Annotated in this window: 18 protein-coding genes; 9 read left to right on the top strand and 9 right to left on the bottom strand. The window is 34.0% G+C overall.

Annotation, left to right across the window (positions count from 1 at the left end):
• Positions 1 to 156: 156 nt before the first annotated feature.
• The 3 genes from FLAPXU55_RS14370 to FLAPXU55_RS14360 all read left to right on the top strand — a co-directional run bounded on the left by FLAPXU55_RS14370 (position 157) and on the right by FLAPXU55_RS14360 (position 8,388).
• Positions 157 to 5,268: a translocation/assembly module TamB domain-containing protein gene (locus tag FLAPXU55_RS14370; RefSeq protein WP_180858567.1), complete on the top strand. Its 5,112-nt coding sequence runs from the start codon at positions 157 to 159 to the stop codon at positions 5,266 to 5,268.
• Positions 5,252 to 7,567 (top strand): translocation and assembly module lipoprotein TamL, encoded by a 2,316-nt coding sequence (gene tamL / locus FLAPXU55_RS14365; protein WP_180858565.1) that lies wholly within the window; start codon positions 5,252 to 5,254, stop codon positions 7,565 to 7,567. Before FLAPXU55_RS14370 ends, tamL begins: the two co-directional genes overlap by 17 nt.
• A 191-nt stretch (positions 7,568 to 7,758) precedes the next feature.
• Positions 7,759 to 8,388: a DUF4230 domain-containing protein gene (locus tag FLAPXU55_RS14360; protein WP_180858564.1), complete on the top strand. Its 630-nt coding sequence runs from the start codon at positions 7,759 to 7,761 to the stop codon at positions 8,386 to 8,388.
• Positions 8,389 to 8,556: 168 nt separating this feature from the next.
• On the opposite strand, the gene FLAPXU55_RS14355 is transcribed toward FLAPXU55_RS14360, so the two are convergent.
• The 3 genes from FLAPXU55_RS14355 to FLAPXU55_RS14345 form a co-directional block, all read right to left on the bottom strand.
• The gene (locus tag FLAPXU55_RS14355) at positions 8,557 to 10,323 is read right to left on the bottom strand and encodes an aromatic amino acid hydroxylase (RefSeq protein ID WP_180858562.1); all 1,767 of its coding nucleotides are present in this window, start codon (positions 10,321 to 10,323) and stop codon (positions 8,557 to 8,559) included.
• A 137-nt stretch (positions 10,324 to 10,460) separates the two neighbouring features.
• Positions 10,461 to 10,907 (bottom strand): hypothetical protein, encoded by a 447-nt coding sequence (locus FLAPXU55_RS14350; RefSeq protein ID WP_180858560.1) that lies wholly within the window; start codon positions 10,905 to 10,907, stop codon positions 10,461 to 10,463.
• Positions 10,908 to 10,997: 90 nt separating this feature from the next.
• Positions 10,998 to 11,408 carry a group III truncated hemoglobin gene (locus FLAPXU55_RS14345; protein ID WP_180858558.1) on the bottom strand — a complete coding sequence of 137 codons (411 nt, stop codon included), beginning with the start codon at positions 11,406 to 11,408 and terminating at the stop codon, positions 10,998 to 11,000.
• 384 nt (positions 11,409 to 11,792) lie between these two features.
• Between FLAPXU55_RS14345 and FLAPXU55_RS14340 the strand changes: the two genes are divergently transcribed.
• On the top strand, positions 11,793 to 13,943 hold the full coding sequence (locus FLAPXU55_RS14340; protein ID WP_180858556.1) for an RICIN domain-containing protein: 2,151 nt from the start codon (positions 11,793 to 11,795) through the stop codon (positions 13,941 to 13,943).
• Positions 13,944 to 14,022: 79 nt separating this feature from the next.
• Here the strand turns inward: FLAPXU55_RS14340 and ilvA are convergent, their stop codons facing one another.
• The 4 genes from ilvA to FLAPXU55_RS14320 form a co-directional block, all read right to left on the bottom strand.
• Complete coding sequence (gene ilvA / locus FLAPXU55_RS14335; protein ID WP_180858554.1) at positions 14,023 to 15,267, bottom strand: threonine ammonia-lyase IlvA; 1,245 nt, start codon at positions 15,265 to 15,267, stop codon at positions 14,023 to 14,025.
• A 339-nt stretch (positions 15,268 to 15,606) separates the two neighbouring features.
• The gene (locus FLAPXU55_RS14330) at positions 15,607 to 16,143 is read right to left on the bottom strand and encodes a DUF4136 domain-containing protein (protein ID WP_053470523.1); all 537 of its coding nucleotides are present in this window, start codon (positions 16,141 to 16,143) and stop codon (positions 15,607 to 15,609) included.
• 156 nt (positions 16,144 to 16,299) lie between these two features.
• Positions 16,300 to 18,276: a urocanate hydratase gene (locus FLAPXU55_RS14325; RefSeq protein WP_180858552.1), complete on the bottom strand. Its 1,977-nt coding sequence runs from the start codon at positions 18,274 to 18,276 to the stop codon at positions 16,300 to 16,302.
• Positions 18,277 to 18,617: 341 nt separating this feature from the next.
• Positions 18,618 to 18,809 (bottom strand): DUF5522 domain-containing protein, encoded by a 192-nt coding sequence (locus tag FLAPXU55_RS14320; protein WP_053470521.1) that lies wholly within the window; start codon positions 18,807 to 18,809, stop codon positions 18,618 to 18,620.
• Positions 18,810 to 18,926: 117 nt separating this feature from the next.
• Here FLAPXU55_RS14320 and FLAPXU55_RS14315 point away from each other — a divergent pair, with 117 nt between their 5' ends.
• The 4 genes from FLAPXU55_RS14315 to hemL all read left to right on the top strand — a co-directional run bounded on the left by FLAPXU55_RS14315 (position 18,927) and on the right by hemL (position 22,536).
• The gene (locus FLAPXU55_RS14315; protein ID WP_180858550.1) at positions 18,927 to 19,271 is read left to right on the top strand and encodes a hypothetical protein; all 345 of its coding nucleotides are present in this window, start codon (positions 18,927 to 18,929) and stop codon (positions 19,269 to 19,271) included.
• A gap of 68 nt (positions 19,272 to 19,339) precedes the next feature.
• Complete coding sequence (locus FLAPXU55_RS14310) at positions 19,340 to 20,248, top strand: 1-aminocyclopropane-1-carboxylate deaminase/D-cysteine desulfhydrase (protein WP_180858548.1); 909 nt, start codon at positions 19,340 to 19,342, stop codon at positions 20,246 to 20,248.
• Complete coding sequence (locus FLAPXU55_RS14305) at positions 20,241 to 21,137, top strand: glucosaminidase domain-containing protein (RefSeq protein ID WP_180858546.1); 897 nt, start codon at positions 20,241 to 20,243, stop codon at positions 21,135 to 21,137. Before FLAPXU55_RS14310 ends, FLAPXU55_RS14305 begins: the two co-directional genes overlap by 8 nt.
• A 112-nt stretch (positions 21,138 to 21,249) precedes the next feature.
• On the top strand, positions 21,250 to 22,536 hold the full coding sequence (gene hemL / locus FLAPXU55_RS14300; protein WP_180858544.1) for a glutamate-1-semialdehyde 2,1-aminomutase: 1,287 nt from the start codon (positions 21,250 to 21,252) through the stop codon (positions 22,534 to 22,536).
• Positions 22,537 to 22,720: 184 nt separating this feature from the next.
• Here hemL and FLAPXU55_RS24120 read toward each other — a convergent pair whose 3' ends face one another.
• On the bottom strand, positions 22,721 to 23,461 hold the full coding sequence (locus FLAPXU55_RS24120; protein WP_235992054.1) for a hypothetical protein: 741 nt from the start codon (positions 23,459 to 23,461) through the stop codon (positions 22,721 to 22,723).
• A gap of 162 nt (positions 23,462 to 23,623) precedes the next feature.
• A complete protein-coding gene (locus tag FLAPXU55_RS14290) occupies positions 23,624 to 24,064 on the bottom strand; it encodes an SPFH domain-containing protein (RefSeq protein WP_180858542.1) in 441 nt (146 codons plus the stop codon).
• A 186-nt stretch (positions 24,065 to 24,250) separates the two neighbouring features.
• Between FLAPXU55_RS14290 and FLAPXU55_RS14285 the strand changes: the two genes are divergently transcribed.
• Positions 24,251 to 25,270 (top strand): 2-hydroxyacid dehydrogenase, encoded by a 1,020-nt coding sequence (locus tag FLAPXU55_RS14285; RefSeq protein WP_180858540.1) that lies wholly within the window; start codon positions 24,251 to 24,253, stop codon positions 25,268 to 25,270.
• Positions 25,271 to 25,273 lie beyond the last annotated feature (3 nt).

Genomic DNA, 25,273 nt, shown 5'->3' with positions numbered 1-25,273 from the left:
TAAAATTCAAAAGTAAGAAATTAACTATTTTACAGTGAAATTTTAGAATAATTCCCAATAATTATGTAAATTGTTAAAGGTTTAAATTTTCCATTTTTGTAAGATGTATAACCATGCTTTTTTCAGAAGCAATTAAATCCTGTATTTTATTGATCTATGAATAAGAAACCAATTTATTACGTAAAAAAAACACTTCGTGTACTATTATGGTGCGTGGTTTCTGTAGTTGCACTTTTATTACTTCTTATTATATTAATTCAGGTTCCTTCTGTTCAAAATTTCACCAAAGACAAAGCGATTTCGTATCTCCATAAAAAAATAAAAACCAAAGTTTCATTAGATCATATTTCTATCAAATTTCCGAAAGATGTAGTTCTGGAAGGTTTTTATTTTGAAGATCAAAAAAAAGATACTTTGCTGGCAGGGAAACGTTTAGAAATCGATGTTGACCTTTTTAAATTGGTTAGCAGTGAACTCGAAATCAATTCTGTTTCTCTTGAAAATGTAAAAGCCAATATTTCCCGAAATAAAGACGGGGTTTTCAATTTCGATTATATCATAAAAGCATTCGAATCAAAAGAACCCAAAGTTGAAGATCCAAATGCTAAACCATTTAAAATTTCAGTTGTAAAAGTAAATCTGGATAACATCAAATTTAATTTTAAAGACGATTATTCTAAAAATGATATTGCCGTAAAACTGACGCATTTCGATACTAAATTCAATAAATTCGATTTGGATAAAATGGATTTTGATATTCCGAATATCGATTTAAATGGATTAAAATTAGTTTTAAATCAAGATGTTGTGGAACAAATTGCAGTTGTTTCGGTAAAAACCGTAGATACCATTTCAAAACGCAAAGACTTCAAATTAAAACTGGGAAAAATCAGTTTGTCAAAAATTGATGTTGCTTATGATAATAAAGATTCAAAATTAGATTCGGGAATAAAACTCGGAAATCTGAATTTATCTGTAAATGAAATCGACTTAAACAAACAACTTTTAGATTTCGATACTTTCGAATTAAAAAATCTTAGCGGAAATCTGCGTTTAGGAGTAAAAGATAAACAAATACAAACTCCAAATTTAGATACAACAGCGATAAAACAAGCAGGCTGGAAAGCAAAACTAAATAAAGTCAACATACAAAACATTGCTTTTAAATTTGATAATATGCAATCGAAACCAACTTCAAGAGGAATCGATTACAGCCATTTAAATCTAAGTAAATTCAATCTTGAAGCCGAGAAATTATATTATGGTAACAATATTATTTCGGGCAATATAAAATCACTGGCAGCAACAGAAAAAAGTGGATTGAACATTCAATCTTTAAAAACAGATTTTTTCTACGGTCCAAAAAATGCCTATTTAATTAATCTGTATTTAAAAACACCGCAAACCCTTGTAAAAGATAAAATCAAAGTTGAATACAAGTCACTCGCAGCGCTTCAAAAAGATATTGCAAATCTTGCTGTCGATGCTAATTTTAAAGATTCAAAAATAGGGTTTAAAGACATTTTGTTATTTGCTCCCGATTTACAGAAAACAAATCCGTTTAAGAGTAATCCAAATGCTGTTTTATACATAAACAGTCGTGTAAACGGAAAAGTAAAAGATTTGAATATTCCGAAATTCGAAATGAGCGGAATTGGAACTACAAAAGTTTCCCTTTCGGGGAAAATAACCGGACTTCCTGATGCGCAAAGAGCATATTATGATTTAGATATCAAAAAAATTGCTACGACTTCTAAAGACATAAATACGTTTGTACCAGCCGGAACAATTCCGAAAAATATTCAGCTTCCATCACAAATAAACCTGCAGGGAAAATTTAAAGGTTCTGTTCAGAATTTCAAAACTAATCTGGCTTTAAATAGTAGTTTCGGAAATGCAAAAGTTGATGCTTTATTCGATCAGCGAGTTAAGAAAAAAGAGAAATACGATGCAACCGTTTATTTACTTGATTTTGATTTAGGAAGATTAATCAAAAACGATTCAATTGGAAAAATTACGCTTAAAGCGAAAGTAAAAGGGAATGGTTTGGACCCGAAAACAGCAAAAGCAGAATTAGACGGAATTGTGCAGAAAGCAGTTTTCAACAGATATACGTATAGAGATTTAGCTTTAAAAGGAAATATTGCAAACGGTTCATTCGCAGTAAAATCTGGAATGCAAGACCCGAATTTAAATTTTGATTTGACTGCGAGCGGAAACACACAAGAAAAATATCCGTCAATAAAATTAAAACTAAACCTGGATATTGCCGATCTGGAAAAACTAAATCTTCATGCCGGACCGATGAAACTTCGCGGTAATGTTGATGCGGATATTGCCAACAGTAATCCGGATTTTTTGAACGGAAAAGTATTTCTTTCGAACATTCAGATTTTACAGGATAAAGAACCAATCGTTTTAGATTCGGTTCGTGTCATTGCTTTTTCAGATAATACCCGAAACAATATTAAAATATCTTCTCAGTTTTTAAAAGCTGAGGTTGATGGAAAATACAAATTGACCACTTTGACAGCAGCGATAAAAAAATCATTGTCAAAATATATCGATTTGAAAACTCCGAAAGCAAACGGAGAATCTGACGAGCAGCGTTTGGCTTTTACATTAACTGTTGATAACGATCCGATTCTTTTTAAACTGATTCCGAAACTGACAGGTTTAGAGCCAATTAAAATCACTGGAAAATACAATAACGTAACCGATTCATTAGAAATAAGAGGAACAATTCCAAGAATCGTATATGCGGAAAACACAATTGCCGACGGAAAAATTAATATTGAAGCCAAAGAAAATGCTTTAGAATATTCTGTTTCTATTGCCACTATTGAAAGCGGTTCATTAAAAATTCCGTTTACTAGTTTATCCGGAAAAGTAGAAAATAATATTTTGACTTATGCGCTTGAAGTTCAGGATGCAAAAGAGAAACAGCAATATTTTATAGCAGGAGAATTTAAAGCAGAAAATTCTAAAAACATATTTAAAATCGATGCCGAAAACTTCATTTTAAATTATGACAAGTGGAATATTGATCCTGAAAATGCAATTGAATTTGGAGACAAACGTCTTTACGTCAATAAATTTTTCCTGAACAATAACGGAAATGAATTAAAAATTCAATCGCAGGGAACACAGGACAATGCGCCGCTGCAAGTCGATTTTGTAAACTTCAAAATCGAAACCATTATGAACATGGTTAAAAAAGATAAACTGTTAATGCAGGGTTTAATTAACGGAAATGCTGTTGTCGAAAACGTAATGACAAACCCAACTTTTACTTCTGATTTAAAAATTGATGATTTTGCTTTTAGAGGAGATGCAGTTGGTGACATTGAAATAAAAGTGGATAATAAAACCAATAATTTATTAAATGCAAATGTGGCATTAACCGGAGAAGGAAACGAGGTAAACCTGACCGGGAATTACAAAATGGATGACGGAAATCTTGATTTAAATTTAGATATCAATAAATTGTATATCAAAAGTATTCAGGGTTTTACAATGGGTAACGTAACAGACGGAACGGGATATCTATCGGGAAATTTTAAAGTTGCTGGCAACGCATCAAGTCCAAAAGTTGCGGGCGAATTAAACTTTAACGATGCCGGTTTTAGAATCACACAGCTGAATTCCTTCTTTAAAACCGATAATGAAAAAATCACTTTTAATAATGATGTAATTACCTTTGATAAATTCACGCTTAATGACGAAAACGACAACGAATTATCTGTAGACGGAACGGTTCAGTCTCCTGATTTCAAGAGTTATAATTTTGATTTAGTTGTTGCAGCAGATGATTTTAGAGCCATACATTCTAAAGAAGTTGATAACGATTTGTTTTATGGTGATATGTTCCTGGATACCAAACTAAATATTACAGGAAATCTGGACAGCCCGGTTGTCGATGGAACAATTAAAATCAATAAAGAAACCAAGTTTACGGTTGTAATGCCGCAGTCAGATCCATCTATTGCAGATCGTGAAGGAATTGTAGAGTTTGTTGATGAAGATAATATGTACCTGAAACAAACTGTTGAGCTGCAAAATGAACTGAATCAGTCTGATGTAAAAGGAATGGACGTGAATGTAGCCATTTCGATTGATAAAGAAGCAGAATTGACTTTACTTATTGATAAAGGAAACGGTGATTATTTGAAACTGAAAGGTGAAGCTGAATTAGTTGGCGGAATCGACAAATCTGGAAAAACAACTTTGACCGGAAAATACGAGTTTACAGATGGTGCGTATGAAATGAATTTTAACGGAATCCGAAGAAAATTTGATATACAAAAAGGAAGTTTTATCACCTGGAACGGTGAACCTACAATGGCAAATTTAAATATTACGGCAATTTATAAAGTAAATGCTGCGCCAATCGATTTACTCGGAAATCAGCTTGGAAACGATGATTCAGCTGTAAGAAATACATACAAACAAAAACTTCCGTTTCAGACTTTACTGAAAATGAAGGGAGAATTAATGAAGCCGGAAATTTCTTTTGGAATTGTACTTCCGGAAGGGAATTACGATGTTTCTTCGGATGTGGTTGAACTTACACAAACCAAGCTGAAACAATTAGAACAAGATCCGGCAGAACTAAATAAACAGGTTTTTGCCCTTTTATTATTAAACCGATTTGTGGGTGAAAATCCGTTTGCAAGTGAAAGCGGCGGTACAAATGCAGAATCTTTGGCAAGACAAAGTGTGAGCAAAATTCTTTCGCAGCAATTAAACAATCTGGCTGGAGAATTAATTACGGGATTTGAAGTCAATTTTGATTTAGAATCTACAGAAGATTATACCTCCGGAACGATGCAAAATAGAACCGATTTGAATGTTGCCGTTTCTAAAAAACTGCTGGATGACAGATTAAAAGTTACTGTAGGAAGTAGTTTTGGTGTTGAAGGTGCGGAGCGTGCCAACGAAGAAAGCACCAACATTGCAGGAGACGTTGCGCTGGATTATCAGCTTACCAAAGACGGACGTTATATGGTTCGTGCTTACAGAAAAAATCAATATCAGGTAGCAGTTGAAGGTCAGGTTGTAGAAACGGGTGTTGCTTTCATCATTACGATGAGTTACAATAAATTCAGAGAGCTTTTTCATCGTTCAGAACAAGAAAAGCAAATGATACGTGAAGAAAAAGTCCGTAAAGAGAAAGAAAAACAAAAAAAGAAAGAAGCAAAAGAAAAGGAAAAATTAGAAGAAGAGCAGCAGGAAAATCAAATTGAAGGAAATGAACAAAAAACATAATCATATAGAAAATCAATATATAAAGTATTTTGTACTGTTTTGCCTGTTTTTTGTTTTAGGCTGCAGTAATACAAAATATCTGCCAGAAGGCGATTTGCTTTACGTTGGCGGTTCTGTAAAAGTCAAAGATTCTTTAATAAAGAAAAAAGAAAGAAAAGCACTCGAAAAAGAATTAGAAGATTTATTGCGTCCAAAACCAAACAAACAAATTTTAGGATTACGTCCTAAATTATGGATATACAATCTTGCCGGAGAGCCTAAAAAACAAAAAGGAACCAGATATTGGCTTCGAAATAAAGTAGGTGAGCCGCCTGTACTTTTCAGTAAAGTCGATTTAGATTATAATGCTTCTGTTTTAAGAAATTTTACCGAAAACCGAGGCTATTTTAAAACCCGTGTCAGCGCCGATTCTACAGTTCGAAACAAACGAGTTACGGCAGAATATACCGTTATTCCTAAAAAACAATATATCATTAAAAGCGTGACTTTTCCTGATGACTCTTTGGCAATGTCCAGAATTATAGGAAGATCAAGCCGAAGAAGTTTATTGAAAGTTGGAAAGCCGTATGATTTGGACGTTATAAAAGCCGAAAGAGAACGAATTGACGCCAGACTTAAAGAGAAAGGCTATTTTTATTTTAACCCAGATTACCTTTTGGCTCAGGTAGACAGCAGCAAAGGCGATCACGAAGTAAAAGTTAGAATTGTAATAAAGCCAGATACGCCGCCAAAAGCCCTTACAGCGTATAAAATCAATAATATTTATGTGTATCCAAATTATTCTCTTTCGAATGACAGTGTGGTTTATAGAAAAAGAGATATTACAAAATACAAAGATTTTACAATCATCGATACAACTGAAACCTTTAAGCCAAGGATTTACGATCGAACGATATATTTTAAAAAAGGAGATTTATACAATAGAAAAGATCATAATTTAACCTTAAACCGTTTTGTAAATCTGGGAACATTCAGCTTTGTAAAAAATGAATTTAAACCATCAGACAGTATTCCAAAGACTTTAGATTCGTATTATTACTTAACGCTTCTGCCTAAAAAGTTTATTAGGGTTGAGGTTTTAGGAAAAACTAATTCAGCCAGTTATACAGGGACAGAAGTTAATCTAAACTGGAATAACCGAAACTTTTTTAAAGGGGCGGAACTATTTACAGCTTCTGTTTTTGGCGGTGCCGATTTCCAGCTTGGTGGAGTTAACAAAGGGAAAAATATTTATAAACTTGGAGGAGAAGTTAGTTTGACCTGGCCGAGATTTATATCGCCTTTTAATATTCAGGGAAACAGTGAATATGTGCCAAGAACCAAAGCGACACTACGATATGAATATCAAAAAAGAACACAATTGTATGCGTTGAATTCCTTTAATGCCTCTTTTGGATATTTATGGAAAGAAAATATTCGAAAAGAACATCAATTAAATGTGATAGATATAACTTATGTGAGTCCAAACCATGTTACGGCTGAATATTTAGAAGATATAAAGCAAGATCCTGCATTAGAAAAGGTAATCGAAAAACAATTGATTTTTGGCCCGACTTACAGTTATACGTATACAAACACGATGCAGAAACGCCGAAAAAATACGATCTATTTTAATGGAGAATTAGATTTGGCGGGAAATATAACGGGATTAGTTACAGGAGCAGATTATCCAAATAAAGTAAAAACCATATTTGATGTTCCGTTTAGCCAATATGTGAAAATCAAATCAGATTTTAGGCATTATTTGAAATTAGGAAAAGAAAGTGAATTAGCCAGCCGATTAATCGTTGGTGCTGGATTTGCTTATGGAAATTCAAATACATTACCTACATCAAAACAATTTGTAGTAGGAGGAACCAATAGTATTCGAGCCTTTAGAGCCAGAACTTTAGGGCCGGGAAGTTATGTGATTCCGCCAACGACAAATAACAATTATACGCCAGATCAATCGGCAGATTTAAAACTGGAATTCAATACAGAATATCGTGCAAAATTATTTAGTGTTGTAAGAGGCGCTTTATTTATAGATGCAGGAAATATTTGGCTCTTAAATGCCGATCCTAATAAGCCCGGAGCTGAGATCTCAAAAGATTTTATGAAAGAGCTTGCCATTGGAGCAGGAGCCGGATTGCGTTTCGATTTGTCATTCCTTGTTTTAAGAACTGATTTGGCTTTTCCTCTTAGAAATCCAGCGCTGCCAGACGGGCAAAGATGGGTAATCGATGATATTAATTTCGGAAGCGGACCATGGCGAAAAGACAACCTGATTTTGAATATCGCGATTGGATATCCTTTTTAGAAAAAGTTTTGACACGATTTTTTTTTGCCACGAATTTCACGAATTTTCACGAATTTTTTTGAAGATGCTTATTTATGAATTGACCAATAGATACAACGCATAGAATTAGTGAAAATTAGTGAAATTCGTGGCAAAAAAACTTTAGTCACCTTCAAAAAAAAGAAGTAAATTCGTCTAAATAATTTATTGGAATGCAAAACTTGATCAAAAGAATTATTAGTATCGGTATTACTATTTTAGTTATTGTTCTGGCTTTTAAATACTGCCAGTTTAAAAAAGATGACGACTCTACAATTGATTATAATACCAATTTAATTCAGCAGCAAATTTTAAATGTTGGAAAACTGGTTGTTACCGAAGGGCATTTCTCTGAAGTGATCACTTATAAAAATCAGCAGAAGTATTTGATGGATATGATTTCATTTGAGAAAAAGGCACTTATTGTGGTAAATGCCAATGTTACAGTTGCCTACGATTTGCATAAAATGAAATACGATATCGACGAAAAAAACAAAACCATTACGATTTTAAATATCCCAAAAGAAGAAATCACTATAAATCCCGATATTCAGTTTTATGATGTCGAACAAAGTAAACTGAATCCGTTTACGGGCGACGATTACAATAAAATCAACAAATCGGTAAAAGCCAACCTGGCTAAAAAAATCGAAAAATCAACCCTAAAAACAAACGCCCAAAATAGATTAATAAGTGAGCTGTCAAAAATCTTAATAATGACAAATTCAATGGGTTGGAAATTACAATACAACGGAAAAACAATTGAGTCTGAGACTGAGTTGAATCAGGATTTGAAGCTGTAGAGGTTTGCCACAAAGGCGCTAAGACGCTAAATTTAAAGTAATGATTAATCTTAATGTTTGTCATTTCTCGTTTCTCGAAATGACAAGATTGTGAAAAACTTTATGAAAAATAAATCAGCGCATATCAGTTTAAATCAGTAAAATCTGCGGGCAAAAAAACTTAGCGGCTTAGTGTCTTTGAGGCAACGAACTATCAAAAATCAAATCCAATCCCCCAGAAATCAAATGCGCAATTTCAGGGCGTTTTTCTTTTAATTGATCTAAATGAACCAAAACTTCCTGTAAAAGCTGTTTTTCATCTGAATCCTTCAAAAGCTCCGCAATTTCAACAGATAATAACCAATCGTTTGAATGATTATTTTTCAGGTTTTCAAAAATAGATTTTAGTTCCGTTTTAGAACCTTTATTTTTTCTAATATCTCTAACTGACGCATATAAGTTCTCCAATTCATCACGTTCATCAGTATGTTTTGCTTTTATGGTTTTAGTTGTCGGAACAATATTTATTAAATCAAAACTGTTTACATCAGCTGGGCCAGAAAATGCCGAAATCACTTTTTTACCAATCGCCATATCGTAATTTCCCCAGTCAGGCTGAAACAAAATAGTTTCGCCATGCGTAACAGTACAATTTCTAAAACTGATTAAAATAATTTCTCCGTGTAAGTTTCGGGAGCCTGTAATAATTTCACCTTCAACAATAATATTACCTTCAAACTCCAGTTTTACAGTTTCATTTTCAACAATGCTGTAAGCCTGCAAATCCTTCGGACTCATATCTTCAATCGCCAGATTAAAACCTTTTAGTTTCCCAATCGGACTTCCAAATCCGTGTGGATGCGTTAGAGTTCCGTGGCCCACTAATTCTTTTTCACGATACGATAAAGCCGTTTTTCCGGTTGTTTGAATGTAAACCGGTTTTCCTTCGTCTTCAATAACATTCGTAAAAACTCCAGAAACTTGTAAACCAGTACTCAACTCAATTGTTCCTAAAGCATTCGACTGAATTAGTTTTTTAATTCCCGAAAGTCCTCCGGTACGAAGTGCCATTTTATTAGCAAACTCTTCCAGAATCAAACTTAAATAAGAAAAAGTAGGCGTTACATAAAGCTGCGGCTGCAACTGCGTAATATCAAAATTTTGATTCGCAGCCGAAATATCATAAGGGATTTTCTTCACGTTATCTGTCATACACCAGGCACTTTCACCAATTGAAGAAAGTAATCCTGCCCCGTAAATTTTTGGATCTTCAACCGTTCCAATCAAACCGTATTCAACTGTCCACCAATGCAGGTTTCGAATTTGAGCCATTTCAGACAATTCGCCCATATCGTTTTGTAAATCAGCAACTGCTTTTTCGGCTTCGTCGATTTTATCTTGCGGCGTATCTTCGGCTTCTTTTAAAATTGAAAGCAAACGAATCGCTTCATACATTTGATAATCTTTGTGAGATGAAATTGCTTTACAGCCAATTTCACCAAAACGTCTCAAATATTCCGCATATTCAGGATTTGCAATAATAGGAGCGTGGCCGGCACCTTCGTGAATAATATCTGGTGCAGGTGTATATTCAATATGTTCTAATTGTCTAATATCTGAAGCAATAACCAAAACGTTATAAGCCTGAAACTCCATAAAAGCGTTTGGCGGAATAAATCCGTCAACAGCAACTGCAGCCCAGCCAATTTCAGTTAGAATACGGTTCATTCCGTACATACTCGGAATAGAATCGATTTCGATTCCGGTTTTACGTAAACCTTCTAAATACGAATGATGTGCAACCTTAGAAAGATAATCTACATTTTTACGCATAACATATCGCCAAACCGCCTGATTAATAGGTGTGTAATCACTATAATCCTGAGGCTTAATAAATTGCTTTAAATGTTTTGGCAATCGTTCTAATAACGGATTGGTTTCTATAGATGCATTCATTTCGAAAACGTTGTAGATTAGAATGTAAAATTACGAATTTAGGTCGCTATTTTTTGCTATTCATCACAAAATTTTTATTCGAAAGTGATTTTTATTGCGTTTTTATAGATTTTTTGAACTTGGCAGAAAACTAAATTTTAGCAGTCATTATTTTCATAATTAACTTTATCCAATGTTTTCTCGAAGTTTTCAAGCTCTTTCTTCGTCATTGCGGCTTCTTTCAAGTCGACAGGTAATTGTTTTTTAGCATCAGAACTAATCCATAAACCCGTAAAAGTATTTCCGGTTTTCTTTAAAATTAATACACCGCTAAAACCGTGTTCAACTAAAACAAATTCATTTTCTTTCTTTTTATTTTGCGTAATATCAAGCTGAATCCATTTTTTTGATTTGTCATATCGATACATGGATGTATACATTAAATCGGCAGTACATGGATTTTCTTCTGTTTTGATATAAACGGTTACAGCTATTTTTCCGTCGACAGTTCCTTTATATAAATTAAAAGCTGGAACTTGCGATTGTGCATTTAAGAAATTAAAAAAAGAGAAACAGATTATAAAGAACAGGATAACTTTTTTCATTTTAAATAATTGATTGGTTTTTTGATAGTATTTGGGTCAATCAAATTTATTTAATTTAAAATAGTATCCAAATTTAATTTGTCAGCTATTTTAAGATTTACCAGATGAATTTCGTAACTCATTTTCGGCATTCCTAAAATATTCAATTTTGTGGTTGAACATAAAAGCCATATTTGTGGCACGCATTTTTGCTTCTTCAGTAATTACACCTGCAAATTGTGCATCGATTGTAGTATTGAAAATCTGAATCCAGCGGTCAAAATGAGTTTTATCAACCGGTAATTGTTTGTGCGGAGGAAAAGGTGTTCCGGAATAAGCGCGAACATCAAATAAAATAGTCTGCCAAAAACCATACATTTTTTGCAAATGCGGTTCCCAGCGATCTTGAAGTTTATCATTGAAAATAGGACCAATTAGATCGTCTTTTCTAACATTATCATAAAAGCTGTTCACCATTTGTTTAATATCTTCTAGGGTCGATATATCTTTAAGAGTTTCCATGTTTTCTAATAAAATTGAAATGCAAAAATACGATATAACTTCAGGTTCGATCCATGATATTTGTCATTTATGAAATAATTATAAGTTGCATTTTTAGATTAAAAATGATAATTTAATTACTGATTTTAAAACTTTTGCAAATGCTGAAATTTAAATGTAAGTTTTTTATGCTTTTTTACATTTTAAATAATTGATTATTAATTGTTTGTAAAAAATAAAGATGTGTTTTTGTTAAGGTAATATTTACAAATGATGTGTATTTGTAAAGTTGTAATTATAACGATTTCGTGAAAATTGATATATTTTTGAATCGTTTTAATAAAAATAATCATAATAAAATGAGAAAAATTTAACTATCAACAAACCACAAAAACCACAAAAAAGATGCACAAAATTACTCAAAAACCTACAAACCGAGTAAGAGCTTTTATGACACAAGTCATTATTATAATGCTTTTATTTATTACCAAAACAAATGCACAGACGGTTACACCTTTTATAACATCAGGTGATCAAACGCGATTATTACAACAGCAGGCAACTGTAAGTTTCGGAACAAACTCTGGAACAAATCCTTCTACAGTTACAGTAAATGCAGGAACAACTTACCAAACAATGGACGGCTTTGGTTACACTCTTACCGAAGGAAGTGCCGAAGTTATAAGCGGAATGGCAGCAACGCAGCAAAACCAATTATTGAATGATTTGTATAATCCTAATACAGGATTAAACGCAAGTGTAATTCGTATTAGTATTGCGGCTTCAGATTTAAGTAATTCTTCATATAGTTATAACGAAACTTCGGGAGATACTAATATGAATAACTTTAGTTTAAACGGTCCGGATTTAACGTATCTGATTCCGATTATCAAAAAGATTCAGCTGATTAATCCAAACATTAAAATTTTGGCGACACCTTGGTCAGCGCCACGCTGGATGAAAACCAATGGTTCCTGGGTTGGCGGAAGTCTGCAGACACAATATTATGCCGCTTATGCAAGATATTTTGTAAAATACATTGCAGCAATGCAGGCGCAGGGAATTCCGATTTGGGGAATCACGCCACAAAACGAACCAGAAAATCCAAACAACGAACCAAGTATGCTGATGAATTCTACCGAACAAAAGAATTTTATCAATCAACAACTTGGACCTCAATTGGCTGCAGCTGGATACGGAGGTGTCAAAATTATTGCTTTTGATCACAACTGCGATAATACAGCATATCCAATTGATGTTTTAAACAACAGCAGTTATGTTGACGGAGCGGCATTTCACTTGTATTTAGGAAATATCTCAGCAATGTCAACTGTAAAAACGCAAACAAACAAAAACGTTTATTTCACAGAACAATACACAGGTTCTGGCGGAAGTTTTGGCGGAGATTTTGGCTGGCACATGCAAAACGTTGTTATAGGAAGTACAAATAACTGGTCGAAAACTGTTTTAGAATGGAACGCTGCTAACAACTCAAGCCTAGGGCCAAGAACTCCAGGTGGATGTAATACTTGTTTAGGAGCGATTACAGTAAATAATAGTACAAGTTATACTAAAAATGTGGCCTATTATATTATTGGTCAAATCTCTAAATATGTAAAACCGGGCGCAGTAAGAATTGGTTCTTCAAGTACAAACGGCAGTATTTTATCTGTTGGATTCAAAAATCCTGATGGCTCAACTGCACTTGTAATTTACAATTCCGGAGGATCAAATACCATAAAAGTGGTTTCAGGATCATCAGCATTTAATTATACAGTTCCGGGATCATCAGCAGTTACTTTTACGTGGGGAGCAGGAACACCACCTCCAACTGGTTTTCCGGGATATTATAATATTATTTCAAGAAACAGTAATAAAGGACTGGATGTAGCAGATAATTCAACTACAAGCGGCGGAAGAATACAGCAATATGATGTAACAGGCGGCGGCGGAAATAACCAGCGCTGGAAATTTGTTTCTGACGGAGCAGGGAATTATTACATCATTGTAAAATCAACCGGAATGTATTTGGCAGTTGAAAATAATGGAACAGCAAATGGACTAAAAGTACAGCAAAAAACGTTCTCTAGTTCTAATGAATTTAAATGGACAGTTGCAAGTCTTGGCGGTGGATATTACAAAATTACAAATGTAAATACAGGTAAATCACTTGATGTTGAAAATGTTTCTACTGCAAATGGCGCTAATATTCAGGTTTGGGATTACACAGGCGGACTGAATCAGCAATGGCAGTTTGTTCAGGTGGAAGCGACAGCAAAAAAAGCTTTGACAATAACAGAAGATGGTGAAAGCACAAACGATATGGCTATTTTTATTAATTCGGCAAACGATTATTTAAAAATTGATACCAATCATGAAGGAAGCGCAGATGTAGCAATATTTAATATTGCGGGACAAAGCATCTTGAAGAAGAATGTAAACTTTGTAAAAGGAAATCAAACAGAAATCGAAATTTCAAGACTTCCAAAAGGAGTTTATGTAGTAAGAGTAACTGACAATCAGGGATCGTATTCTAAAAAAATATTAAAGCAATAATTACAAATCGAGAATTCAATTAGTAATTTTATATTGATGTTTAAAAGGCTGTCTAATTTTTAGGCAGCCTTTTATTTTTTTATCCAATTAGTTGTGTAAACAAATCCTGATTATCGTTTAAATATTGAAATTCAAATCCGTATTGCGTCATTTTCATTTTGATAGGCAGAATATCTTTTTTCTTTTTCAATTCTAAACCAACAATAACAGAACCAACTTCACGGCTGTTTTTCTTGGCAAACTGAAAATAAGTAATATCATCGTCAGGTCCTAAAATGTTATTTACAAATTCTTTTAAAGCTCCGGGACGCTGCGGAAACTGAATCATAAAATAATGCATTAAACCTTCGTAAAGTAAAGAACGTTCTTTTATTTCGGCGGTTCTTTCAATGTCATTATTACTTCCGCTGACAACGCAGACGACATTTTTTCCTTTAATTTTATCTTTGTAAAAATCCAAAGCTGCAATTGTCAAAGCACCGGCAGGTTCTACAACCATAGCTTCTTCATTGTACAATCGTAAAATGGTCGTGCAGACTTTTCCTTCGGGAACGAGAATAATATCTTCCAGATTATAACGGCAGATTTCAAAAGTTTTATCGCCAACTTGTTTTACAGCCGCGCCATCTACAAATTTGTCGATTGTTTTCAGTGGTGTATTTTTATTTTCTTCAATAGAAGTTTTCATCGAAGGAGCACCTTTTGGCTCAACGCCGATAATTTTAGTATTCGGACTCAAATGCCTGAAAACTTCGGATAAACCAGAAGCCAGTCCGCCGCCGCCAATTGGAACAAAAACATAATCGATTGGTTTTGTATAACTTTCCAAAATTTCAAGCCCAACAGTTCCTTGTCCGGCAATTACTTTTTCATCATCAAAAGGATGAATAAATGTTTTATGATTTTTAATTGCATCTGCCGTTGCCGATCCGTAAGCGTCATCAAAAGTATCTCCGGTTAAAACAATTTCAACAAACGATTTTCCAAACAATTGTACTTGTTTTACTTTTTGTTTTGGAGTTGTTTTCGGCATGTAAATTTTACCTTTTATATGGAGCAGATTACAGGAATAAGCAACGCCCTGCGCGTGATTTCCTGCACTGGCACAAACAATTCCGTTTGCTTTTTCTTTATCATTTAACGTAGAAATCTTGTTGTAAGCACCTCTAATTTTATACGACCGAACAATTTGTAAATCTTCTCTTTTTAATAAAATAGTCGATTTAAATTCATCTGAAAGATTCAAATTTTGGGTAAGAGGCGTCGCGGCAACTACATTTTCGAGTTGCTTTTTTGCGTTAAGTACTTCGTTAAATAAACTCATAATGTTTGTTTTTTTTGCCACGAATTACACGAATTAGCACTAATTTTTATTATCCCAAAGAAAAATAATTCGTGTCAATTCGTGTAATTCGTGGCGGCTTTTAATTATTCTTAAAAATAAAAAACCTCCCGATGTGGGAGGTTTTTATAAATTATATTTTACTTATTTATATAACACCTCGCCATCATTGCTGAATTGCAATAATGCTGATAATCGCGATAATAATGTTATTAAAGTTTTTCATTTTTAACTGATAGAGTAACAAATGTACTTATTTTTTTGAAGTAATAAACAGCGATTTTGTAAAAAAACTGAATACTAAATACTGAAAACTGAATACTATTTTTTAACCGGCGGATATTGCGCTAAAATTTTGTTTACGAACTCAGCAATTTTTTCGTCTTTTTTATCAACGTTTTTAGTCAAAGTTCCTAAACCTTCACCTTGCCAGATCATTTCTTTCTTTTTAGCATCGATTAAATCAATGTACAAAGTCCCTTCTGTAGAAGTCGAAACAGTAGTTTGTCCACCGTACATCATATAAGGATTCCAACCCCAGCCCCAGCCGTAACCCCAGCCAGCACTAAATTGGTTTACATTTACTTGTTCTCTCGATTTAGTAAAAATGTTTACTAATAAATCAGGATTATCACTTTTTGTGAAACCTTTTGCCGCCATTTCATTATCAATGGCGTGAAGAATACGTCTTTTATCCAAATCTGAAATCTCAACTTTGTCAATTCCGGGCTTAAAGAAAGCATAAGTTTTATAAGGCGCAAAATCGACATTTTTGTCGTAATCAGAATAAACAGTAACACTGCTGCAGGATGAAAGTATCAAAAGCAGAAAAATCGGAACTAACTTGAATGTTTTCATATTATTAGAATTAAATGTTCTTGTTCTGGTTGTTTTATCATAAAAGCAACTTTTACGTTTGTCAGGCTGAGCGAAGTCGAAGCCCTTTTTGTTTCTATAAGCCTTCGACTTCGCTCAGGATGACATTATGGTTACTTTAAATTTCTTTTACAAACGTTAAAGCAAACTTTCGTCAACAATATTAGGCAAAGTTACTTTTAATAAAGGCTCGACTTGCATCGCTCTTTTTATAGCAAAAATAGCTTCGTCATTTCGGGCCCAGCTTCTTCTTGAAATTCCGTTGTTCACATCCCAAAAAAGCATTGATGCTAAACGCTTTGAAGCCTCTTTAGAGCCATCAAGAACCATACCAAATCCACCGTTTATAACCTCTCCCCAGCCAACTCCGCCGCCGTTATGAATTGATACCCAGGTTGCCCCTCTAAAACTGTCTCCAATTACATTTTGAATCGCCATATCGGCCGTAAAACGAGATCCGTCATAAATGTTTGAAGTTTCTCTGTAAGGCGAATCAGTTCCAGAAACGTCATGATGATCGCGTCCTAAAACAACAGCGCCAATTTCACCTTTTGCAATCGCTTGATTAAAAGCTTCAGCGATTTTAATTCTGCCTTCAGCGTCAGCATAAAGAATTCTCGCTTGAGAACCTACTACCAATTTATTTTCCTGTGCGCCTTTAATCCATTTAATGTTATCCTGCATTTGCTGCTGAATTTCACTTGGAGAAGTCTTCGCTAATTCTTCTAAAACCTGACTTGCGATGGTATCTGTTTTTTGTAAATCTTCCGGTTTTCCAGAAGTACAAACCCATCTAAAAGGCCCAAAACCGTAATCAAAACACATTGGCCCCATAATATCCTGAACATAACTAGGATATTTAAAATCGATATTATTTACTGCCATTACATCTGCTCCCGCGCGTGAAGCTTCTAATAAAAACGCATTTCCGTAATCAAAAAAGTAAGTTCCTTTTGCCGTATGTTTATTGATTGCGGCTGCGTGACGGCGTAACGTTTCTTGTACTTTTTCTTTGAATAAATCCGGATTATTAGCCATTAAATCATTTGCTTCTTCAAAAGAAATTCCAACTGGATAATAACCTCCAGCCCACGGATTATGAAGCGAAGTCTGATCTGAACCTAAATCAATTTTGATATTTTCCTGATCAAAACGTTCCCAAACATCTACAACATTTCCTAAATAAGCAATTGAAACCGTTTCTTTATTGGCTTTCGCCAAAGCTACTCTGGCAACCAATTCATCTGTAGAAGTTACAACTTCATTAATCCATCCTTGTTCGTGACGGATTTTAGTAATTTTCGGGTTTACTTCGGCACAAACCGTAATACATCCCGCAATATTTCCGGCTTTTGGCTGTGCGCCAGACATTCCGCCCAAACCAGAAGTTACGAATAAACTTCCTTCCGGATTTTGTTTTATTTTTCTAAAACCATTTAAAACTGTGATTGTAGTTCCATGTACAATTCCCTGCGGGCCAATGTACATATAACTTCCCGCTGTCATTTGTCCGTATTGCGAAACGCCAAGCGCATTCATTTTTTCCCAATCGTCAGGTTTAGAATAATTTGGGATCACCATTCCGTTTGTAACCACAACTCTTGGTGCTTCTTTATGTGAAGGAAATAATCCCATCGGATGTCCTGAATACATCGTTAAAGTCTGCTCGTCTGTCATTTCAGACAAATATTGCATCGTCAATAAATATTGTGCCCAGTTTTGAAAAACAGCCCCGTTTCCGCCATATGTAATCAATTCATGCGGATGCTGCGCCACTGCATAATCCAAATTGTTTTGAATCATGTGCATAATCGCTTTTGCCTGTAATGATTTCCCTGGATATTCATCAATAGGGCGGGCGTACATTCTATAATCCGGACGAAGGCGGTACATATAGATACGTCCGTATTTTTCTAATTCTTCTGAAAATTCAGGAATTAATTCAGCGTGATGTTTTGGATCAAAATAACGCAATGCATTTTTTAAAGCCAGCTTTTTTTCTTCTGCCGAAAGAATTTCTTTTCTTTTCGGAGCGTGATTAATAGCCGGATCGTACACTGCTTTTTGAGGTAATATATTTGGAATTCCTTGTTGTATTTGTTCTTTGAAAGTCATTTTTTAAGATGCTGAGTTGCTAAGTTAGTTTTGTTAGATTAACAACAGATTAATTTTTTGTTTTTTAAATTATGTTGTCCGAATGGAACTTTAAATGCACCAACACTCAATTGAGTGCAATTGGAATTTGGATTTCTTTAAAATTATCTAATTTTCAAATTGGCACATTTTCTAATTAAAAAACTAGGGATAACGGATATCCGACCTGTGATAAGACTTGTGGATTTTAATCCTGAATTTTCTTGAATGGATATCCATATGATATTTTAGATTGTTGATTTTAGATTTTAGATTTTAGATTTTAGATTTTAGATTGGAATTTGGAATTTGGAATTTGGAATTTAAAATTTGGGATTTGATTTTCTGATTTCTCCCGTTCTTTTATCAAAACCGTACGGACAATGACGGCAGCCGCTTTTACAGCAATAACCTCTTTTTAAATGGTGTTTTTCAGTAAAGCATTTGTAACCTTCGGGTGTATAGTAAAAATCTTCGCCTTCGATTAATTTATTTTCATTACTTTGCTCTTTCATAAATCTGCTTCGCGTTCGTGTTTCGGTAACTTTAAAAATCAAAAATATAAATATTTGATTATGATTTTATTGAAATCGAACAATTTTATAGCTACAAATTTATAAATTTTACAGCCAATGTTTCTGATTGTTGCCAAATATTTAATTCCGAAAGGATATCGCGGAATGGCTGTATTTCCGTTTGTGATTGTAAAATATGGTTTTGATAAAGCAAATGCAGTTTTTGTTAATCATGAAAAAATACATTTGCGACAGCAGTTAGAACTTTTAGTAATTCCGTTTTTTGTCTGGTATTTTCTGGAATATTTAATTCGCTTACTTCAATATAAAAATGCAGAATTGGCCTATCGAAATATCAGTTTTGAAAGAGAAGCTTACGCCAAAGAAGCCGATTTTACATATTTAAAAAACCGATCCTTTTTTCAGTTTCTACATTACATTAAAGTAAGCAATAAGCAATAGGCTTTAAGCTTTAAGCTTTAAAGATATTAAAATATGAATTATCACTTTCGACTTTGAACTTTATTAAAATGAACCCAGTTTTCAATCAACATATTTCTATTGATTTTCCCAATGATATTTCTTTGACAATAAAGCGCGAAGATTTAATTCATCCGTTTGTTTCGGGTAATAAATTCAGAAAATTAAAGTACAATTTACTTCAGGCGAAAGCCGAAAATAAGGAAACTTTGTTGACTTTTGGCGGGGCATTTTCTAATCATATTGCGGCAGTAGCTTTTGCCGGAAAAGAGCAGGGTTTTAAAACTATCGGTATTATTCGCGGCGATGAACTTTTTGATAAAATAGAAGAAAATCCAACGTTAAAATTCGCTCAGGAAAACGGAATGCAATTTGAATTTGTTTCTCGCGAAGAATATCGTTTAAAAAGTGAAACTTCCTATATAGAAAAGCTAAAAGATAAGTTTGGCGATTTTTATTTAGTTCCCGAAGGCGGAACAAACGAACTCGCCGTAAAAGGCTGCGAAGAGATTTTAACCGATGAAGATTCGGTTTTTAATTACGTTTGCTGCGCTGTAGGAACTTGCGGAACAATTTCCGGATTAATAAATAGTGCTAAGGAAAATCAGAAAATTTTGGGTTTTCCGGCGTTAAAAGGTGACTTTTTAAGCGATGAAATTCGTATTTTTGCAAAAAAAGATAACTGGAATTTAATTTCTGACTATCATTTTGGAGGTTATGGCAAGATAAATTTGGAATTAATCGAATTTATCAATGGTTTTTTTGAAGAAACAAAAGTGCCCTTAGATCCAATTTATACAGGAAAGATGGTTTTTGGCGTTATAGATTTAATCAACAAAAATTATTTTCCTGCACATTCAAAAATACTACTCATTCACACCGGCGGATTACAGGGAATTGAAGGAATGAATATAAAGTTGAAGCAGAAAAAATTACCAATACTTAAAAAAAATGATTAAAAAAATTGTACTGCTCTTTACAATACTAGTTTTGGCAAGCTGTTCGTCAAGCAAACCAGCTGTCGCTGCAACGAAAAAAACGACGGTTCAAAAGCCAAGAGTAGCGACGACGAAAAAACCAGTCTACAGCAAACCAGCAGTTAAAAATTATCCTTCTACAAATAATACAACTGAGGTTATTCAATCTACTTCAAAAACAGTTGTAACCAGCGATTTAATCAATAATTACATTTTGCAGTTCAAAGATATTGCAATGGGAAACATGAAAACGTACGGAATTCCTGCTAGTATTATTTTGGCGCAGGGAATCTTGGAATCGGGTGCTGGTAAAGGAGATTTAGCGCTTGAAGCGAACAATCATTTTGGAATTAAATGCCATAAAGACTGGCTTGGAGAAAGTGTTCGTCATGATGATGATTCGGCGCAGGAATGTTTTAGAAAATATCCCGAAGCGGCAGAATCTTACCGCGATCATGCTTTATTTTTAGTTGGAAAAAACAGATATGCGACTTTATTTACTTACGAAAAAGACGATTATAAATCGTGGGCAAAAGGTTTGCGAGCGGCAGGTTACGCAACAGATCCTAATTATCCCGATAAATTAATAAGTTATATTGAGCGCTATAATCTGCATCAATACGATTGTCAGGTTACCGGAAAAAATTATACGCCAATTAGTAAAACAACTTCAAGCCCAACTAAAAGCCCAACTCCGGTTAAAACAAATTCAAATTCAAATTCAAATGATCCTAATTTGTACGAAGTACAGCAAGGAGATACGTTATATTCAATTTCAAAAAAATTCAATTTATTAGTTGATGATTTAAAACAAAAAAATAATCTAACCGATAATGCGATTTCAATAGGGCAGAGGTTGAAGGTTAAGTAATAAGTTTTCAGTCGCAGTCTCAGTTTTCAGTCTGGTTTTGAAATAATCTAATAATCCAAAAATAAGTTTTCAGTTTAAATCTAAAATCTGAATTCTAAAATCTAAAATAAGAATGTTATATAAAAGAAGTAGTCAGCTTTTTGCTGAAGCAGAAAAAGTAATTCCGGGAGGAGTAAATTCACCAGTAAGAGCGTTTAAAGCGGTTGGCGGAACTCCAATTTTTGTAAAAAGTGCCAAAGGTGCTTATTTGTATGATGAAGACGGAAACAAATTAATAGATTACATCAACTCTTGGGGGCCAATGGTTTTGGGACACGCTTATCAGCCGGTTGTTGATGCAGTAATCGAAAAAGCAAAACTGGGAACTTCATTTGGAATGCCAACAGAACTGGAAACAGAAATCGCAGCTTTGGCTGTTTCTATGGTTCCGAATATTGATAAAATCCGTTTTGTAAATTCTGGTACAGAAGCTTGTATGAGCGCGATTCGCTTGGCTCGCGGATTTACAAAAAGAGATAAAATAATAAAATTTGCAGGCTGTTATCACGGACATTCTGATTCATTTTTGATTCAGGCGGGAAGTGGTGCAGTAACTTTTGGATCTCCAAATAGTCCGGGCGTTACAGAAGGAACTGCAAAAGATACTTTGTTGGCAAAATACAATGATTTAGATAATGTAAAAACTTTAATTGAAGCAAATAAAGGTGAAATCGCTACGATAATTATTGAAGCAGTTGCAGGAAATATGGGATGTATTCCGCCTGCAAAAGGTTTCCTTGAAGGCTTAAGAGAATTGTGTACCGCAAACGGAATCTTATTGATTTTTGATGAGGTTATGACAGGTTTCCGTTTAGCTCGCGGAGGAGTTCAGGAATTGTATAATATCAATGCTGATATTGTAACTTTCGGAAAAGTAATTGGTGGAGGACTTCCGGTTGGAGCTTTTGCTGCCCGTGAAGAAATCATGAATTATTTAGCACCGCTTGGCCCGGTTTATCAGGCAGGAACTTTATCTGGAAATCCGTTAGCAATGGCGGCTGGATATGCAATGTTGAAAGCTTTGGATAATGACCGTGAAATTTTTACCCGTTTAGAAGAAAAAACGGCTTATTTAGAAGCTGGAATTGACAGAGTTTTAAAAGCAAATGGTGTTGTTTTTACCATCAATAGAGTAGGTTCTATGATTTCTGTTCACTTTGATGCAAATCCGGTTACCGATTTTCAAACGGCTGCAAAAGGAGATAACGAAACGTTTAAAAAATTCTTCCACGGATTATTGCAGGAAGGAATTTATATTGCGCCATCGGCATACGAAACATGGTTTATTACTGATGCTTTAACGTACGAAGATTTAGACTTTACTATTAATGCGATCGATAAGGTTTCGAAAACATTTTAAATAATAAAAAAGAGGTTTTTAAAGCCCACGGGATAACACGAATTTCACGAATTTTCACAAATTTTCATTTAGCCTAGTTTGTGGAATTTATTGCAACAACAAGTTAATCGGTGTCAATTTGTGAAATCCGTGTTTATAAAAACAAAAAAGAGGCTTTAAAAAGCCTCTTTTTTTTTGATCTCAATTACATTTTATCTTTTCGGTGATCTTTCATTTTGTCTTTATGCTCTTTTTTAATGGCAGTCCATTTTTTGTATTGATCTGCATTTAAAATAGATTTCATTTTTGCATCTGCAGCTTTGTGATCTTCTTCCATTTGTTTTTTCATGGCTTTTCTTTCAGCGTCAGTTGGTTTTGCATCAGAATCTTTTCTGCTTTTTTTAAGCATTTCCATTTTTGTACTTCTGTCAGATAAAAGTTCACTTACTTGTTTTTGCTGATCAGCGTTTAAGTTTAAATCAGTCGTTAATTTTTGCAAATGTGCCTGATTACGTTCTTGCGGCGTTTTATGATCTTTATGATCTCCTTTTCCTCGGTGGCCTTCATGCTCTTTTTTTAGAGCCGTCCATTTCGTGTATTGGTCCGCATTTAAAATTGCTTTCATTTTAGCATCGTTTGCTTCTCTTTCGGCAGTAATTTGTTTTTTAAAAGCTTCTCTTTCTGCATCAGTAGGTTTTGTTTTACTGTCTTTTCTGGCATCTCTAAATTTTTCTGCTTTAGCACTTCTTTCAGCCAAAAGTTGTTTTACCTGCTCCTGCTGCTTTTTATCTAAATTCAAATCAGAAGTTAATTTTTGTAAATGCTTTTCATTACGCTGTTCCGGAGTTAAATGTTCTCTTTGATCGCGTGCTGGTTTCTGATTGATGTCTTGCGCAAAACTTACTATTCCAACGAATAATAAAGCTGTGATAAATAATTTTTTCATTTTCGTTTTTTTTAAAGGTTTATAGCAATTAGACATCAACAGATTTATTAAGTTTAATCGAATTGTCAGATTTATCTTTTATTTAACAGAAACTATTAAGGAAAACATAAATCATTTTTGAAAATAAAAAAGAGGCTCAACGGCCTCTTTTTGTAAACTATATTAGTTGTTTTCTTTTTTGTAATCTTTCATTTTGTCTTTGGCTTTCTCTTTATTTTTTTCTCTTAGAGATTGCCATTTTGTGTATTGGTCCGCAGTTAAGATTGCTTTCATTTTTGCTTCGTTTGCTTCTTTTTCTGCTTTTAATTCATTTTTAAAAGCTTCTTTTTCTGCATTAGTTGGTTTTACATCGCTGTCTTTTCTGGCTTCTCTTGTTTCTCTCAATTTTTCTGCTTTAGCGCTTCTTTCAGCCAGTAGTTGTTTTACCTGTGTTTGTTGATTTGCATCTAAACCCAATTCTGTAGTTAGTTTTTGTAATTGTTTTTCGTTACGTTGTTCAGGAGTTAATCTTTCTCTTTGTTCACGTGCCGGTTTTTGGTCGGCATCTTGTGCAAAACTTGCTATTCCAATCAATAGCATAGCTGCGATAAATAATTTTTTCATGATTTGTTCTTTTAAGGTTATAGTGTTTAGACTTTATTAAACTGAATAGGTTTAATGAATATTGTTTGAATTGTTATTTATTTAACTTTTTGAAATGTAAATATTTAAGTTCAAGGCTTTCCTGCATATTGAAAATATTTTCTTATTTTTAGGAAACCAATATATGCAATCCAAAAACAAATTATCATGAACTCTTCTTTTTCAAACCATAAAATTGCTTTCTTTTCAACGCAGCCGTATGATAAAACTTTCTTCAATAAATACAATGCCGATTTTGGTTTTGAACTGGATTTTTTTGAAACACAATTAAACCCACAAACGGTAATTTTAATTGAAAAAGCAGAAATTGTCTGCGTCTTTGTAAATGACATTGTCAACGAAGCTGTAATTAAACAATTGGCAGAAAAAAAAGTAAAAATCATTGCACTACGCTGTGCAGGTTTTAATAATGTTGACTTAGAAGCTGCCAAAAAATACAATTTAAAAGTATGCCGTGTTCCGGCTTATTCGCCGCAGGCAGTTGCAGAACATGCGATGGCGATGATTTTAACTTTAAACCGAAAAACACATAAAGCGTACAACAGAGTTCGGGAGCAAAATTTCTCCTTAAACGGATTGTTAGGTTTTGATTTATTTGGAAAAACAATCGGAATTATCGGAACTGGAAATATTGGAAAAGCTTTCGCGAAAATCGCTTTAGGTTTTGGCTGTAAAGTTCTGGCGTATGATATTGTGACAAATGAGGAAATGGTGAAAGACGGCGTTTCTTTTGTTGGTTTAGAAGAAATATTTAAATCGAGTGATATAATTTCACTTCACTGTCCGCTAAACGATCAAACAAAGCATGTTATTAATAAAGATTCGATTGCTTTAATGAAAGACAGCGTTATGATTATCAATACAAGCCGCGGCGGATTAATTGAAACGGCCTGCGTTATTGAAGGTTTAAAAGAAGGTAAAATAGGTTATTTAGGGATTGATGTTTACGAGCAGGAAGAAAAATTATTCTTTAGAGATCTTTCTGCTGATATTATTCAGGATGATGCGATTCAGCGTTTAATGAGCTTTCCGAATGTTTTGGTAACGGCGCACCAGGCATTTTTTACCAATGAAGCTTTAACGCAGATTGCTTTGGTAACTTTCAATAATATAAAATCATTATTGACGCAAAATGATATTGAAAATAAAGCGGCGCAGCTGGTTTAATGA

The sequence above is a fragment of the Flavobacterium panici genome, assembly GCF_903819335.1.
Classification (GTDB): Bacteria; Bacteroidota; Bacteroidia; order Flavobacteriales; family Flavobacteriaceae; genus Flavobacterium; species Flavobacterium panici.
The sequence above is the reverse complement of the archived record's forward strand: the minus strand, read 5'-3'. Positions and strand labels throughout refer to the sequence as shown.

What these genes read in the sequence shown, in the direction of transcription:
- FLAPXU55_RS14355 (WP_180858562.1), bottom strand. Translation starts at nt 10,323, where the DNA reads ATGAATGCATCTATAGAAACCAATCCGTTATTAGAACGATTGCCAAAA.
- FLAPXU55_RS14315 (WP_180858550.1), top strand. Translation starts at nt 18,927, where the DNA reads ATGTTTCTGATTGTTGCCAAATATTTAATTCCGAAAGGATATCGCGGA.
- tamL (WP_180858565.1), top strand. Translation starts at nt 5,252, where the DNA reads ATGAACAAAAAACATAATCATATAGAAAATCAATATATAAAGTATTTT.
- FLAPXU55_RS14325 (WP_180858552.1), bottom strand. Translation starts at nt 18,276, where the DNA reads ATGACTTTCAAAGAACAAATACAACAAGGAATTCCAAATATATTACCT.
- FLAPXU55_RS14345 (WP_180858558.1), bottom strand. Translation starts at nt 11,408, where the DNA reads ATGGAAACTCTTAAAGATATATCGACCCTAGAAGATATTAAACAAATG.
- FLAPXU55_RS14370 (WP_180858567.1), top strand. Translation starts at nt 157, where the DNA reads ATGAATAAGAAACCAATTTATTACGTAAAAAAAACACTTCGTGTACTA.
- FLAPXU55_RS14340 (WP_180858556.1), top strand. Translation starts at nt 11,793, where the DNA reads ATGCACAAAATTACTCAAAAACCTACAAACCGAGTAAGAGCTTTTATG.
- FLAPXU55_RS14305 (WP_180858546.1), top strand. Translation starts at nt 20,241, where the DNA reads ATGATTAAAAAAATTGTACTGCTCTTTACAATACTAGTTTTGGCAAGC.
- FLAPXU55_RS14320 (WP_053470521.1), bottom strand. Translation starts at nt 18,809, where the DNA reads ATGAAAGAGCAAAGTAATGAAAATAAATTAATCGAAGGCGAAGATTTT.
- FLAPXU55_RS14285 (WP_180858540.1), top strand. Translation starts at nt 24,251, where the DNA reads ATGAACTCTTCTTTTTCAAACCATAAAATTGCTTTCTTTTCAACGCAG.
- ilvA (WP_180858554.1), bottom strand. Translation starts at nt 15,267, where the DNA reads ATGAGTTTATTTAACGAAGTACTTAACGCAAAAAAGCAACTCGAAAAT.
- FLAPXU55_RS14360 (WP_180858564.1), top strand. Translation starts at nt 7,759, where the DNA reads ATGCAAAACTTGATCAAAAGAATTATTAGTATCGGTATTACTATTTTA.
- FLAPXU55_RS14330 (WP_053470523.1), bottom strand. Translation starts at nt 16,143, where the DNA reads ATGAAAACATTCAAGTTAGTTCCGATTTTTCTGCTTTTGATACTTTCA.
- hemL (WP_180858544.1), top strand. Translation starts at nt 21,250, where the DNA reads ATGTTATATAAAAGAAGTAGTCAGCTTTTTGCTGAAGCAGAAAAAGTA.
- FLAPXU55_RS24120 (WP_235992054.1), bottom strand. Translation starts at nt 23,461, where the DNA reads ATGAAAAAATTATTTATCACAGCTTTATTATTCGTTGGAATAGTAAGT.
- FLAPXU55_RS14310 (WP_180858548.1), top strand. Translation starts at nt 19,340, where the DNA reads ATGAACCCAGTTTTCAATCAACATATTTCTATTGATTTTCCCAATGAT.
- FLAPXU55_RS14290 (WP_180858542.1), bottom strand. Translation starts at nt 24,064, where the DNA reads ATGAAAAAATTATTTATCGCAGCTATGCTATTGATTGGAATAGCAAGT.
- FLAPXU55_RS14350 (WP_180858560.1), bottom strand. Translation starts at nt 10,907, where the DNA reads ATGAAAAAAGTTATCCTGTTCTTTATAATCTGTTTCTCTTTTTTTAAT.